Annotated in this window: 12 protein-coding genes; 3 read left to right on the top strand and 9 right to left on the bottom strand. The window is 58.5% G+C overall.

The window, feature by feature from the left end:
- Nucleotides 1-5 precede the first annotated feature (5 nt).
- Nucleotides 6-293, top strand: coding sequence for a YciI family protein (locus QP965_RS01040; RefSeq protein WP_204608652.1), 288 nt, complete (start codon nucleotides 6-8; stop codon nucleotides 291-293).
- On the opposite strand, the gene QP965_RS01035 is transcribed toward QP965_RS01040, so the two are convergent.
- From QP965_RS01035 to dapB, 7 genes are all read right to left on the bottom strand, one after another.
- Nucleotides 290-1,411, bottom strand: a complete 1,122-nt coding sequence (locus tag QP965_RS01035) for a TerC family protein (RefSeq protein ID WP_284843846.1) — start codon at nucleotides 1,409-1,411, stop codon at nucleotides 290-292. The two genes, QP965_RS01040 and QP965_RS01035, sit on opposite strands and share 4 nt — an antisense overlap.
- 169 nt (nucleotides 1,412-1,580) lie before the next feature.
- Nucleotides 1,581-4,895: an FtsK/SpoIIIE family DNA translocase gene (locus QP965_RS01030; RefSeq protein ID WP_502869230.1), complete on the bottom strand. Its 3,315-nt coding sequence runs from the start codon at nucleotides 4,893-4,895 to the stop codon at nucleotides 1,581-1,583.
- A gap of 217 nt (nucleotides 4,896-5,112) precedes the next feature.
- The gene (locus QP965_RS01025; RefSeq protein WP_284843844.1) at nucleotides 5,113-5,748 is read right to left on the bottom strand and encodes a TIGR03085 family metal-binding protein; all 636 of its coding nucleotides are present in this window, start codon (nucleotides 5,746-5,748) and stop codon (nucleotides 5,113-5,115) included.
- A 58-nt stretch (nucleotides 5,749-5,806) separates the two neighbouring features.
- The gene (locus QP965_RS01020) at nucleotides 5,807-7,951 is read right to left on the bottom strand and encodes a ribonuclease J (RefSeq protein WP_284843843.1); all 2,145 of its coding nucleotides are present in this window, start codon (nucleotides 7,949-7,951) and stop codon (nucleotides 5,807-5,809) included.
- 2 nt (nucleotides 7,952-7,953) lie between these two features.
- Nucleotides 7,954-8,862 carry a 4-hydroxy-tetrahydrodipicolinate synthase gene (gene dapA / locus QP965_RS01015; protein WP_284768118.1) on the bottom strand — a complete coding sequence of 303 codons (909 nt, stop codon included), beginning with the start codon at nucleotides 8,860-8,862 and terminating at the stop codon, nucleotides 7,954-7,956.
- 56 nt (nucleotides 8,863-8,918) lie between these two features.
- Nucleotides 8,919-9,665, bottom strand: a complete 747-nt coding sequence (thyX, locus tag QP965_RS01010) for an FAD-dependent thymidylate synthase (RefSeq protein ID WP_284843842.1) — start codon at nucleotides 9,663-9,665, stop codon at nucleotides 8,919-8,921.
- A 3-nt stretch (nucleotides 9,666-9,668) separates the two neighbouring features.
- The gene (gene dapB / locus QP965_RS01005; protein ID WP_284843841.1) at nucleotides 9,669-10,415 is read right to left on the bottom strand and encodes a 4-hydroxy-tetrahydrodipicolinate reductase; all 747 of its coding nucleotides are present in this window, start codon (nucleotides 10,413-10,415) and stop codon (nucleotides 9,669-9,671) included.
- 140 nt (nucleotides 10,416-10,555) lie between these two features.
- Here dapB and QP965_RS01000 point away from each other — a divergent pair, with 140 nt between their 5' ends.
- A complete protein-coding gene (locus QP965_RS01000; RefSeq protein WP_284843840.1) occupies nucleotides 10,556-10,945 on the top strand; it encodes a VOC family protein in 390 nt (129 codons plus the stop codon).
- A 115-nt stretch (nucleotides 10,946-11,060) separates the two neighbouring features.
- On the top strand, nucleotides 11,061-11,759 hold the full coding sequence (locus QP965_RS00995; protein ID WP_284843839.1) for an AMIN-like domain-containing (lipo)protein: 699 nt from the start codon (nucleotides 11,061-11,063) through the stop codon (nucleotides 11,757-11,759).
- A 96-nt stretch (nucleotides 11,760-11,855) separates the two neighbouring features.
- Here the strand turns inward: QP965_RS00995 and QP965_RS00990 are convergent, their stop codons facing one another.
- Both QP965_RS00990 and rpsO read right to left on the bottom strand, forming a co-directional pair.
- Nucleotides 11,856-14,102, bottom strand: a complete 2,247-nt coding sequence (locus QP965_RS00990) for a polyribonucleotide nucleotidyltransferase (RefSeq protein WP_284843838.1) — start codon at nucleotides 14,100-14,102, stop codon at nucleotides 11,856-11,858.
- Nucleotides 14,103-14,245: 143 nt separating this feature from the next.
- Nucleotides 14,246-14,515, bottom strand: coding sequence for a 30S ribosomal protein S15 (gene rpsO / locus QP965_RS00985; RefSeq protein ID WP_005278802.1), 270 nt, complete (start codon nucleotides 14,513-14,515; stop codon nucleotides 14,246-14,248).
- Nucleotides 14,516-14,573 lie beyond the last annotated feature (58 nt).

The raw sequence follows: 14,573 nt of genomic DNA, 5'->3' as shown, positions 1-14,573 counted from the left end.
GAATCATGAAGTATTTTGCTGTTAGCTACGACTACAACCCCAATAATCCTGAGATTGCTAAGGCCCGCCCCGCACACCGCGAGTTTACCGCGCAACTTTTTGAGGAGGGCACCATCATTGCCACCGGCCCCTTGACGGATTCCAAGGGCGGCGCACTCATCATCGTGGGGCTTGCCGACGACGCCGTGGTCGCCGACGCCATCGCTCTCATGGACAAAGACCCCTTCTACCAAGCCGGCTGCATCACTGGCCGCAGCTTCCGCGAATGGAATCCCGTAAACGCCCGCTTCTAGTGTGGTAGCTCTTCCTTGGGCAGGTCTTTGGCCTTGCCCAAGAAATCGCCCCTCTTGTTCCGGACGATCTTATTGCCTTCCTCGTCCCAGTCGAAGTGATTGTGCGATACCGGCACTCCGCCTTGGTTCTCATCGCGCTTGTTTTTGATAATCGAGGCGATAACCGTAATAACCAGGACGCCCACGATCACGATAAGTGAGGTAATGGTGGAAAATTCTGGGATAGACTCCACGTTCTCGCCGCCGTTTACAAACGGCAAGTTATTCTCATGCAGCGCATGGAACATGAGCTTTACACCGATGAAACCCAAGATGATGCCCAAACCATAGGGCAGGTACACCAAGCGATCCAGGAGGCCATCCAGCAGGAAGTACATCTGGCGCAAGCCCATGAGGGAGAAGGCATTGGTGGTAAAGACCAAGAACGCTTCTGAGGTAATGCCGTAGATGGCTGGGATGGAGTCAAAGGCAAACATCACGTCGATAAGACCAATGGACACCAACGCGATAAATAGCGGGGTGAACGCGAATTTACGCTTGCCCGAAGAATCTTCTACGCGGTGCGTGAGCTTATCGCCGTGGTAGCGCGGGGTGACGTGGACTACCTTGCGGATCAGCTTGATGATGCCCATGTCATTGGGATCGGTTTCGGGGGCGTCCCGAATCTCATCGACGATGAGCTTGATCGCTGTGTAGATGAGGAATATCGCGAACAGGTAGAAGATATCGGACCATGCCGCGATGACCGCAGCACCCAAAAGGATAAACACCAAGCGGCATGCCAAGGCAATAACGATACCGATGAGCAAGACCTTTTGCTGGTACTTCCGCGGGATCTTGAAGGCGCCCATGATAAGCGCGAAAACAAAGAGGTTATCTACGGAGAGCGCCTTCTCTGTCACGTAACCCGTGAGGTATTGGATGCCGTGCTCATGGTCCCATATGGCCCACACGCCGGCACCAAAAAGTAAAGCGATACCGACATAGAATAGGGTCCAGAACCCGGACTCCTTCAGCGTCGGCTCGTGCGGGGTGCGCACGTGGGAGTAGAAATCAAAAACAAAGAATCCAAGAATGACGACGATAGAAATCGCCCAAATCCACAATGGCACATGCATTGGTACATCCCTCCGGTCGAAGATACAACAAATTGACCGGAGGTCTCCCCCGCCCGGCGAACTAAATTCCGCCGGGCCGGCACGACCGGGAGCGTAATGCTACCGTGCTGACGATCGATGCCGAAGGATGGGGTACTCCCCTCCAAGACCCGTCCAACCTTACACGATCTTAGAAGGCGCCTGCCGAAGGGTTATACGTCGCCTGAACGGTACGGGTGTCGCCGGCATCGCCCTGCGGGGAGGAATCGGAACCTGCGGAAGGGGCGGCGTCGGAAGTAGCGGCAGCTTCCTCCTGCTCCTGCTGCTGCATCTCCTCCTGAATCTCCTTCGGGGCTTCGGCAGGGTCGGCGCCCTTGATCATCCAGATGATGGTATCGAGCTCTTCCGGCTTCACCAGAACCTCGCGGGCCTTGGAACCCTCGGACGGTCCGACGACGCCACGAGATTCCATCAGGTCCATGAGGCGGCCGGCCTTGGCAAAACCGATGCGCAGCTTTCGCTGCAACATCGAGGTCGAGCCCAACTGGGCGGTGACCACCAGCTCGACGGCCTCGAGGAGGTCGTCCATGTCCTTGCCAATTTCCTCATCGATTTCCTGCTTGGCCTCGGATTGCTTCTCTTCAGTCACACCCTCGGTGTAGTTCGGCGCGGCCTGCGACTTGGCGGCATCGACAACCGCCATGACTTCATCATCCGAGACGAATGCGCCCTGCATACGCACAGGACGCTTGCCCTGCGGAATGAAGAGGCCATCGCCCATACCAATGAGCTTTTCCGCGCCGCCCTGATCCAAGATAACGCGGGAGTCCGTCAGTGAGGACGTCGCAAAGGCCAAGCGTGAAGGCACGTTGGTCTTAATCAGACCGGTCACCACGTCAACGGACGGGCGCTGGGTTGCCAGCACCAGGTGAATTCCGGCGGCACGCGCCTTCTGGGTGATGCGGACGATGGAGTCCTCAATCTCCTTTGGCGCGGTCATCATCAGGTCCGCCAGCTCGTCGACGACACAGACGATGTACGGGTACGGGCGTACCTCCCGCTCGGATCCTGCCGGTGCCTGGTATTCGCCGGAGATAACCTTGCGGTTATAGTCCTCAATCTTGCGCACGCGAGCAGCCTTCATATCCATGTAGCGCTGCTCCATCTCCTCCACCAGCCACTGCAAAGCTGCTGCGGCCTTCTTCGGCTGGGTAATGATGGGCGTGATCAAGTGCGGAATGCCCTCGTACGGGGTAAGTTCCACCATCTTCGGGTCCACCAAGATGAGGCGAACCTGCTCAGGGGTGGCTCGGGTAAGCAGCGAGACCAACATGGAGTTGACGAAAGCGGACTTACCGGAACCGGTAGCACCGGCGACGAGCAAGTGCGGCATCTTTTGCACCGAGAACGAGGTGTATTCGCCTTCGATATCCTTGCCCAAACCGATGAGCATGGGATCCGGTGAGCTGGTCATGCTTGGCGCATCAAGCACCTCGCGCAGGTGCACCATCTCGCGGTCTGGGTTCGGAACCTCAATGCCGACGGCCGACTTGCCGGGGATAGGCGTGAGCAAGCGTAGATTGTCCGTGGCCACGGCGTAGGCCAGATTGGACTGCAGGTTCGTAATTTTCGATACCTTGACGCCTGGTCCCAGCTCGATTTCATAGCGGGTCACTGTTGGCCCACGGCTAAAGCCGGTTACCTGGGCATCGACCTTGAACTCTTCGAAGACATCGGTGATGGCCTCGATGATGCGGTCATTAATCTCCGTGCGCTCCTTGGCCGGAGTGCCCGGGGTCAGCAGGTCCGTAGTGGGAACCGCGTAATTCTCGTTGCCAAACTGTGCGGACGGCGCAGGAGCAGCAGAAGTACCCGTTTCCGCTGCGGCCTCGGCCGCAGGCTCGGTGGAGTCCACCTGTGCACCGGTCGTAGCGTCGCGTCCGGAGCGCTCGCGGAAGAGTTGGCGGGCCTTCTCGTGCGCGGACGAGACCGCATCAGCGCCTCCTTCCACCGCAGATCCAGCAGCGCCTGCAGCTACACCGGCCGCTGCAGCGCCAGCGGCACCGGCAGCACCCGCAGCAGCAGTCTTTGCTGCGCCACTTGCTGCTCCCGCAGCACCCGCGGCGCCCGCAGCCGCACCAGCGGCCGAGCCAATTGCGCTACCAGCATTAGCACCCGCTGCCGTAGCCGATCGAGTAGAAGGAGAAGTGGAACGTTGACGAGTAGTGCCCAGCACTTGGGTCGGTTCCGGATCCCCAGAGTCCGATTGTGCTGGCGATGACGAAGCGGCGTCTTCCACTACCGGGATCTCATCGGTATCCCCAATATCGCGGGAGACAGGCTTTTCAGCCGCGTTAGACACGGGCTGGAAGCCGCCACGCGTTGGTGCACTAAAGGCGCGGGTGGCATGTTCCTCCTCTGCTGCAGCAGGGGAATCCACCGGGTAAGAAGAACCACGCGGGGCGGGGTCTTCAGTGGGGCGTCGGAAAGCGCGCAGGCTTCCACCACGCTCAGAGGAACGACGCTTGGCCACAGGTCGTGCTGGGCGCTCGCTGCGCTCGCGCCCTTCCGCGATGTCATCAATATCGCCAGTCACGTGGCCGTAGAGGTCATCGCCCTCTTCGTCGTAATAGTCTTCATCCGCACCACCGAAGCGGGAGAAGGCCGCAGCAATGGCATCAGCCACCAGCTCATAGGCCTCGCGGATAGTAATGCCGGTGACTAACAAGGCGCCGTAAATAATGACGAGGAAAAGCAACGGCACTGCGACGAAAGAGGTAAAGGCCGTCTCCAGAAGGCCGCCGATAGCGTAGCCGATTACACCGCCAGCACCACCGGCGCTGTCCGGGGTAAAGCCAAGCTCAGGGGTGCCAGCAAAGATGTGGATCAAGCTGAGCATGGCAAGGACGATGATGCTGATACCGCCCACAATGCGCGGCTTAAAGTGCCCCGCTGGGCCGGAGATATCCATCATCAAGGAAATGGCCAAGGCCACCAGTGCCACCGGCAGCACCCAGGCGCCTGCACCAATGACATAGCGGACGATATTGCCCACCCAGGCGCCAACCTGGCCGGCAACGCCAAACCAGACGGTAGCGGCAAGCACGATGGCGATGCCGATTAGAACGAGTGCCACCGCATCAGGATTTTTCACCTGAATACCGCGTGATTCTTCCTCGCTTGCTTCCATCGTAGAAAGCTCTTCTTCCGCGGCTACATCGCGCGCCCGAGTAACCTTGCTCTTCTTCTTTTTCTCCCCGCGTGCAGAAATTTCTTCCGGCTCCCTCGTCGTCTCGTACTCCTCGGTGTCATATACGTCTTCGCTGGGCTTGAGCCCGGCCACGCCATGGCTTACACCCCGCGCCATATTTCCCATGCCGCGGGCCGTGGCACCAAAGGCAACGCCCAAGCCCTTGCCGACGGCCCGGAACGCACTACCCGTACGCTCCTGCGAGGTCGCCGCAGCGCGCCGATGCGAAGACGTCATAGCCAGGTTTTCCGGCATGCCAGCACCGGACCGGCTGCGGCCCGACGGCCGGGAACGATTCGACTTTCGGCGCGTTCCGCGCGAAGAGGCATTTTTGACAGACATGCCTCTACTCTAACCGGGTTACCCCACAAATCACATTAGCCACACGCGTTTCCCTAACACCTGGACCCACAATCTCACGACGAACGCTTCCCACGCACCCCACAGCTTAGAAACTGGGATTAAATCAAGATTAGAGCGTTGACTTTACGATGGATTCGGCGTCACCTTCAATCTTGACTTCAGCAGAATCTCGCCCGAAGGCCCAGAGGATGAGCTCGCCTACCTCTCCTGAAACGCGGACCACGGCATCGCCCTTCTCCGCCACGCCATGCGTATCTGCGGCAACGATTCGCGGCAATCCTTCCGGCTGCACAATGACCGGACGTTCAGATCTGCGCAGGGCCACCTTAACTAAAGGCTTTAGGTAGCCATGCATCTGCTGCTTGATGCGCGCCGAAAAGTCGCGTGGGCCCATGCCATTAGCCCGGCGAATATCCTCGTGATGAACAAAGTGCTCCACAAAGTTTTGCTGTGCATCGACAAACCGAACAGGGTTATAGGAAGCAGGTCCCCTCCCCCAGTCATCAACCAACTCATCAAAGTCGCGCTCGGCCACCTTGCGTGATTCCTTTTCCAGACGGCCGGAAAGTGCGTTGACGAAGATGCCGGCGGCCGCATCGGGGCGGTTTTCTCGCACCCATAAATGTACGGCTAGGTCGCGGGTTGTCCAGCCCTCGCACAAGGTGGGGGCATCGGGACCAAGCTTATGAAATAGCGCTACCATCTTGGCACGCTCAGCAGAAGAAAACGACATAAGCCCCAGCATACCGAGCTAGCTGGCATGCTGGGGCTTGCTTTCGCTTAGCGCGAGGAACCCGTGCTATTTACAGGGACTCGCGAGAAGCGTCAACGTCTTCTTCATCGGTAACCAAAGGACCGGAATTCGTCGGCACGATAGTCGGCAGAATGACTGGCTCGCGCTTGTACTTGGAATCCATGAGCTTGGATACCTTACGGCGCAGCTTCTGCACCATGCGGTAGGTATCGTTCTCGCCCTCTGCGGCAAGATCGTTCATGGTGTTTTCCACCATCTCCGCAACCTCCGGCACAATGCCGCGGTCATCATCGGAGAAGCCTGTAGTAGATACCGTTGGGTGCTCCAGCAGGCGCGAGGTGCGGTTATCAATCACGCAGGTGATAGAAACCACGCCGCCGGTACCCAGGTTGGTGCGATCAGCCAAAGTGTCAGCATCCACATCGCCCATGGAAACGCCGTCGACGTACAGGTTACCCACCTGCATCTGGCCTACGACCTCGGCGCGACCCTTACGCAGGTCCACGACGACGCCGTTTTGTGCCAGCACCGTACGGTCGCGGTCCACACCGGTGGAGATAGCCAGTTCCTTATTGGCACGCAGGTGGCGCCACTCGCCGTGCACCGGCATCGCGTTGCGCGGGCGCGCTGCGTTGTACAGGAAGAGGAGCTCGCCAGCGTAACCGTGACCGGAAGCGTGCACCTTTACATCCTGGTTGGTAATGACGTTGGCACCAATCTGAGACAGCATGTTGATAACGCCGTAGACGGCCTCCTCGTTACCCGGAATGAGCGAGGAAGAGAAGATGATGGTATCGCCATCGCGGACGGTAATCTGGCGGTGCTCACGGCGGGCCATACGCGACAGTGCTGCCATGGGCTCACCCTGCGTACCGGTGGTAATCAGCATGGTCTTATGCGGAGCCATCTTGGCGGCCTCATCGATCGGAATGATGGTGCCGCGTGGAACCTTCAAGAAGCCCATCTTCTCCGCGATTTCCATGTTGCGCATCATCGAACGGCCATTGAAAGCCACCTTGCGGCCGTTGGCCACAGCGGCGTCGATAGCGGCCTGGACACGGTAAACGTTGGAGGCGAAGGACGCCAAGATTACGCGCTGCTTAGCGCCGGCGACGAGCCGCTTGAAGTTGGCAGGAATATCACCCTCAGATGCCGAAACACCGGGGACGGTGGCATTGGTGGAATCACACAGCATGAGGTCAACGCCCTCATCGCCATAGCGGGACAGGGCTGGGAGGTCCGTTGGACGGTTATCCAGCGGGGTCTGGTCCAACTTGATGTCACCGGTGTGGATGATATTGCCGGCTGGGGTGCCCAGCATGATGCCCAAGGCATCCGGTACGGAGTGGTTGACTGCCCAGAAGCGTACGCGGAACGGACCGTAGGTTACGTCGGACTTTTCATTAACCTCGACGAACTTCGGCTTCTGGCGGTGCTCCTTACACTTTGCAGCAATAAGCGCAATGGTGAAGCGGGAAGCAACGATGGGGATATCCGGACGCAGCTTGAGCAGCCACGGGATTGCACCAATGTGGTCCTCGTGCGCGTGGGTAACGACGAGGGCTTTGACCTTGTGGATCTTCTTCTCAATCGGGCCAAAGTCAGGCAGGATGAGGTCCACGCCTGGCTCACCGGAGGATGGGAAGAGCACACCGCAGTCAATGATGATGAGGTCGTCGCCGTACTCGAAGACGGTCATATTGCGGCCGATCTCCGAGATGCCACCCAGAGCGTAAATGCGCAGGGCATCCTTCGGCTGCTTCGGTGGCTCCGGCAGGCGCTTGGTCAGATCCGCACCCTGCATAGACTTGGGCACGTTGCGGCGGCCACGGTTGTTGCGGCCGCGGCCCTTACCATTGCCGTTGCCGTTCTTTCCGTTGCCGTTCTTGCCGCCGTGGTTATTGTTTCCACCGTGGTTATTGCCATTGCCGTTGCCACCACGGCCACGGCCGCGGCTGCCACGGGAACGGGAGCGACGATTGTTGCTGCCGCCATCATTGTTGTTGTCGGAAGAATTCTTCTTGCCAGAATTGCCTTTGTCGCCCTTCGCGGAATTATCCTGTGCGGAATTGCCCGCATCAGTTGCTGGGGCTTGGAAAACTGGCGAAGCCGCCTCGTTGGAGGCGGTTTCGTTTTCCGCCGGTGGGCCCGCCTTGCGGGTCACCTTGCGGGAACGGTTACGGGGTTCATTCATTCTTAGAGGACTCCAGATTGTTCCAGATCACGGCGAAGTACCTCGCGTTCCTCCTCGCTCGCAGCGGTGACAGGAAGACGGGTATCGCCAACTTCGATGCCCTGCAGGCGCAGGGCTTCCTTTGCAAACGTCGCTCCGCCCAACCGAGCTTGCGCATGGGTGAGCGGAAGGAGCGTAGTGACATTGATTTCTCGGGCGCGGGCCATATCGCCCGCGTCGAAAGCTTCATAAAGTTCTACCAAGGCACGCGGTGCAACATGGCCGATGACGGAGATGAAACCAGAAGCGCCGAGGGAAAGCCACGGCAGGTTAATCGGATCATCACCGGAATACCAGGCCAAACCGGTTTCTTGGATGAGTTCTGCGGCCGCAGGAAGGTCGCCCTTAGCGTCCTTTACGGCTTGGATGGTCGGCAAATCCGCAAGGCGGCGGAGGGTATCCGGCGCCACTGGGATGCCCGAGCGGCCAGGGATGTCATAGACACAGATCGGCAGATCCGTGGCTTGCGCGACTGCGGCAAAGTGCTCGTAAACGCCCTTTTGAGATGGCTTGGAGTAGTACGGAGTTACCACCAGCAAGCTGTCTGCCCCCGCGTCAGCGGTGGCCTGAGCCAACTTAATGGAGGCTGCGGTGTCATTCGTTCCGGCACCGGCGCAAAGTTTTGCGCGGTCTCCTACTTCTTCCTTTACGGCTTTGAGCAGCTCCAGCTTCTCTTCAACTGAAGTGGTCGGTGATTCGCCGGTAGTTCCACCTAAGATGAGCGAATCAACGCCATTGTCGACGAGATGAGCTGCTAGGCGGCGACCTGCTGCAACGTCCAGCGCACCGTCACGGTCAAACGGGGTGACCATGGCGACGCCGATGCGTCCAAAGGTGTCGACGCCAGTCTTTGCTGTCATACCTGTGCTCATAGCCGTCAAGATTACCCTTTTGGCTTGCAATTAGCCGCATCGGGGTCACGCGCGTGTTAGGCGTAGGGGCTTGCTGCCATCTGGGTTCCATCAGCCAGAGTGGTGATGTTGAAATCATCAAACAGCACTGGGGCTTTGCTTTGCAGCAGTTTCAGGCACTCCACCGCAACGTGGCGAAGCTCCTCATCGGCCTGCTCGGCGGCACGAGCACCAATGAAGTGACGCCAGGCGCGATAGTTGCCAGTGACAACAATGCGCGTTTCTGTGGCGTTGGGGAGAACGGCACGCGCCGCCTGACGCGCCTGCTTCTTGCGCAGAAGAGCGTTGGGTTCATCCAGCTTCTCTTCCAGCGCGTTAAGCAGTTCATCGTAGACAAAGCGAGTCTCATCTACCGCTTGCATTACCAATCGACTAAGTTGCTCGTCCTCAGCCACCAATTTTGGCAGGACCACCTCGGTCTCCTCCGGGTGGACGAAGCGCTGGGAGAGCTGCGAGAAGGAAAAGTGCCGGTGGCGCACGAGCTCATGGCTCGCCGAACGCGACAGCCCTGTGATGTACATCGTGGCCGTAGCGTGCTCGAGCAACGCAGTATGGCCTACCTCCATGATGTGGTGCAGGTAGGCTTCATTGGTTGCCGTCCGGGGATTTGGCTTATCAAAGGACTCGTAGCAAGCCCGTCCAGCAAACTCGACAAGTGCTTCCCCATCAGAGGCCGAGTCATCCGCGTGCCACTCCACGCCCTGCGGGGCGTGGAACTGTGTTGCGGCAATGAGCTGAATGTCTAGCTCACTTGCTTTAGCCATGGCTTAAAGCCCCAGGTACTTATCGAGGCCTACGACTAGGCCCGGGTGATCTGCAATCTGGCGCACGCCCACCAGCACGCCCGGAGTAAAGGAAGCGCGGTCATAAGAATCCTGGCGGATGGTCAGCGACTGACCTTGAGCACCAAAGATGACCTCCTCGTGTGCCACCATGCCACGGGTGCGTACTGCGTGAACCGGAATACCGTCGACGGTGGCGCCGCGGGCACCATCGAGCTGCTTTTCCGTAGCATCCGGCATTTCACCCAGACCAGCCTCCTTGCGGGCGGCGGCAATTCCCTCAGCGGTATGGATCGCAGTACCGGACGGCGCATCCAACTTGGTTGGGTGGTGGAACTCAATAACCTCTGCAGTCTCAAAGAACTTGGCAGCCTGCTTAGCTAGCACCATGGTGAGGACTGCGGAAATGGCAAAGTTCGGCGCAATGAGAACATTGCCGGCACCGTCCTGCTTGGTCCACTCCTCTACTTGAGCCAAGCGCTCCTTATCAAAGCCGGTGGTTCCCACCACGCAGTGGATTCCGTGGGCGATGCAGAATTCCAGGTTGCCCATTACGGAATCTGGCTGGGTAAAGTCCACGATGACCTCAGCGTGGGCGTCGATAAGCTGCTGCAGATCATCACCGCGGCCGATTTCTGCCACCAGCTCTAGGTCATCTTCCGCGTTGACGCCTTCAACGATTGCCTGGCCTACGCGTCCGTGCGCGCCTAGTACGCCAACCTTGATAGCCATGGTGTGTTCTCCTTCTTCAGCCACATCGGTAGTACTTTTCTCCCCATCCTAACGCGCATGGGGGATGCACATTACCTCGCCTTCCTGGAAAGGGTTTGCGCTCTTCGACGATGCCCCTCATTCTCCCTAGGATGGCAGGCATGCAGATATATATCGCTTCCGTTCCTGTAGACGACGTTGCCCGCGCTCACGATTTTTACGTCAATACCCTTGGCTTCCGAGTTAAGGATGATGTAACTCACGGCGATTTTCGGTGGCTCACCGTCACCAATGCTGAAGGTGAGGGAAATACCGAGCTGCTTCTGGAACCGAAGGGCCACCCCGCCGCCAAAGACTACGCCGCAGCACTCAAGGCCGACGGCATTCCAGCCACCCAGTTCCTGTCCGCCGATGTGGAAAAGGAATACAAGGAGCTCAGTGACAAGGGCGTGAAGTTCACCATGGAGCCCACCGATGTTGGGCCGTCCATCATCGCTGTTTTTGATGACACCGTGGGCAACCTAATTCAGCTCGTCGAACTGAAGAAGTAGTCGCACCCCTCCCCTCATCACACGGGTTAACAATTGCATCACTTCCTAATGCTTGTCCCATCTGCCCCAGTAGAATGGGTGTAACAACACGGTAAGCACCAAGGAAGTGATGAATATGTCTCTCTCAATTTTCTCTCGCACTATCGCCGTGGCCATCAGCGCAGGATGTGTGTTAGCACTTGCCGCTTGTTCCGATGAAGAAACTACGCAGGCAGGCGCACCAACTTTCAGTGAGGTTCAGTCAGCTACCGACACCGCTGAAGTTCAGGCCTCCTCCGCTACCCCCGCCGCTACTTCTGCCCCGCGCAGTACCTCTGCAGCGGATGCAGAAAAGCAGAAGCTCCCCCAGGACTCAGCCCCACTGGCATTCGCCGGTATGGGCACGGCCTCGCTCGAGGACCGTCAGCACATGCCGGAGAGACTCGGAAACCTCGTTCCCACAGGTGTGCGAGTGGGGGCGCACGATGGGTTCACCCGCGTCGTCATTGACTTGGAGGGCGAAGGTGAACCGGGCTGGTTTACGTCCTATACCGATAGCCCTGCCCAACAGGCATCCGGCAAGCCGGTTGAGGTCCAAGGAAATACCTTCCTCAACCTCGGCATTGAGGGAACACCGTGGCCTTCTACCCCAGAGCTAAAAGAAAAGTACATGCAACCGGGCACTACCCCTGGTGCCGGGGTGGTCAGCGCAGTCAACTACACCACCACCTTTGAGGCGCAAACACAGCTCATTATTGGACTAGAGAAGAAGACCGCTTACTCCGTGACGTATCTAAAGGACCCGTCCCGCGTGGTCATTGACTTCCAGAACTAACGTATAGCGGCGCCTCTAAATGGTGCACACCTACGAAGAAAGGCTCTGCCTTCCAGCGAGTGAACTGGAAGGCAGAGCCTTCTTTGGGCTTAGGGATTAGTCCTCAACCGGAACTAGGGAAATCTTGCCGCGGTTATCGATATCCGCGATTTCTACCTGAACCTTATCGCCAACGTTGATGACATCTTCTACCTTCTCGATGCGCTCGTCGCCACCCAGGTTAGAAATGTGGATCAGACCATCGCGACCCGGGGTCAAGGAAACGAATGCGCCGAACGGAACGGTCTTCACCACGGTGCCCAGGAAGCGTTCTCCAACCTTCGGCAGCTGTGGGTTTGCAATGGAGTTCACCTTATCGATGGCAGCATCCGCAGCCTCACCGGTAGCAGCGGAAACGTAGACGGTTCCGTCATCCTCGATGGAGACATCGGCGCCGGTTTCCTCGGTAATCTGGTTGATGGTCTTGCCCTTTGGCCCGATAAGCTCACCGATCTTATTAACCGGGATCTTCACGGAGGTGATCTTCGGAGCAAGGCCAGACATCTCATCTGGGGTATCGATGACCTCAGCCATGGTTTCCAGGATGGTAGAGCGGGCATCGCGAGCCTGCTCCAGGGCCTGGGCCAGGACCTTAGACGGGATGCCATCCAACTTGGTGTCCAGCTGCAGGGCGGTGATGTACTCAGAGGTACCGGCGACCTTGAAGTCCATATCGCCAAAGGCATCCTCGGCACCGAGGATATCCGTCAGGGCGACGAACTTTTCCTTGCCATTTACCTCGCCAGAGACCAAGCCCATAGCGATGCCAGCTACCGGAGCCTTCAGCGGGACACCGGCATTGTAGAGGGACAAGGTGGAGGCACACACGGAGCCCATAGAGGTGGAGCCATTGGAGCCCAAGGCCTCAGAGACCTGACGGATGGCGTATGGGAAGTCCTCACGGGATGGGATGACCGGAAGCAGAGCGCGCTCGGCCAAAGCACCGTGGCCGATCTCGCGGCGCTTCGGGGAGCCCACGCGGCCAGTCTCGCCAGTGGAGAATGGCGGGAAGTTGTAGTGGTGCATGTAACGCTTGGATTCTACCGGGGTCAGGGAATCAATCTGCTGCTCCATCTTGAGCATGTCCAGGGTGGTAACACCCAGAATCTGGGTCTCACCGCGCTCGAACAGGGAAGAACCGTGGGCACGCGGAACCAGGTCCACCTCAACGGAGAGGTCGCGGATATCGGTAACGCCGCGGCCATCGATACGGAAGCCCTCGGAGAGGATCTTGTGGCGCACGATCTGCTTCATCAGGGCGTTATAAGCACCGCGGATCTGCTTGGAGGCATCGGCCTCATCCAAGTCCTCGAACTGGTCCAAGAGCTCTTCTTCGACCTGCTCCATGTATTCATTGGTGGCATCGTCGCGTTCCTGCTTACCCGGAATGGTCAGCAGCTTCTCTAGCTTCTTTGCAGCAGCCTTCTCCACTGCCACGAAGACATCATCGCCGTATGCCGGGAAGAGTGGGAACTCCTGGGTTTCCTTGGCGGCACGCTCGGCCAGACCGTTCTGGGCCTCGCACAAGGTCTTAATGAATGGCTTTGCTGCCTCCAAGCCTTCAGCAACGGTTGCTTCCTGCGGTGCAGGAGCGCCGTCGGCAATGCGCTCAGCAACGTTGGTGCCGGCACCGGCCTCGACCATCATGATGGCTACGTCGTCCTTACGGCCCTTTTTGACAATGCGGCCGGCAACGACCATCTCAAAGAGAGCGCGCTCGTGCTGCTCGTGATTCGGGAAGGCCACCCACTGGCCCTCGGGGTGCTTATCATCAGCGATCAGTGCCATGCGGACACCGCCGACAGCGCCGGAAACGGGCAAGCCGGACAGCTGGGTGGCGGCGGAAGCGCCGTTGATAGCAACGACGTCGTAGTACTCTTCCGGATCCTGGGACATCACGGTAACAACGACCTGGACCTCGTTGCGCAGACCCTTGACAAAGGTTGGACGCAGCGGGCGGTCGATAAGGCGGCATGCCAGGATGGCCTCAGAGGAAGGGCGGCCCTCACGGCGGAAGAAGGAGCCCGGAATCTTGCCGGCGGCGTACATACGCTCTTCTACGTCCACAGTCAGCGGGAAGAAGTCGAATCCCTCGCGCGGCTGGTTGGACGCAGTAGTCGTGGCCAGCAACATGGTCTCATCGTCCAAGTAGGTGGTCACGGAGCCGTCTGCCTGGCGAGCCAACTGGCCGGTTTCGAAGCGCAGGGTGCGGGTGCCAAAGTCACCATTGTCTAGCGTGGCAATGGCCTCGGTAATGCCAAAGTCCTCGTCAATATTGAACTCGACGGAGTTCTGAACGCTCATTAAAAAATGTCTCCTTGAGTGGTTTAGGCGATCGTCGATGCCGCCTGGTCGATTTTGTCTATGACAACGGTGTCAAATTCTAACAGAAAAACCACAAAAGCCCCGCCAAAGGGCGGGGCGAGGTGGCCGAAGCTGGGCCGAAATTAACGGCGCAGACCCAGGCGAGAGATCAGATCACGGTAGCGATCGACGTTGTTCTCAGCCAGGTACTTCAGCAGGCCACGACGGCGACCAACCATCAGCAGCAGACCACGACGGGAGTGGTGATCGTGCTTGTGGAACTTCAGGTGCTCGGTCAAAGTATTGATGCGGGAGGTCAGCAGGGCAACCTGTGCCTCAGGGGAACCGGTATCGGTTTCGTGCAGGCCGTACTCCTTGAGGATTTCGGCCTTCTTCTCAGTGGTCAATGCCATGAGTATTTCTCCTTTATTTCAGTCCACATTATCGTGACGCATAAGCCTGCGCTGCGCG

It is taken from the genome of Corynebacterium sp. MSK074 (genome assembly GCF_030229735.1).
In the GTDB taxonomy this organism is placed as follows: Bacteria; Actinomycetota; Actinomycetes; order Mycobacteriales; family Mycobacteriaceae; genus Corynebacterium.
The sequence above is the reverse complement of the archived record's forward strand: the minus strand, read 5'-3'. Positions and strand labels throughout refer to the sequence as shown.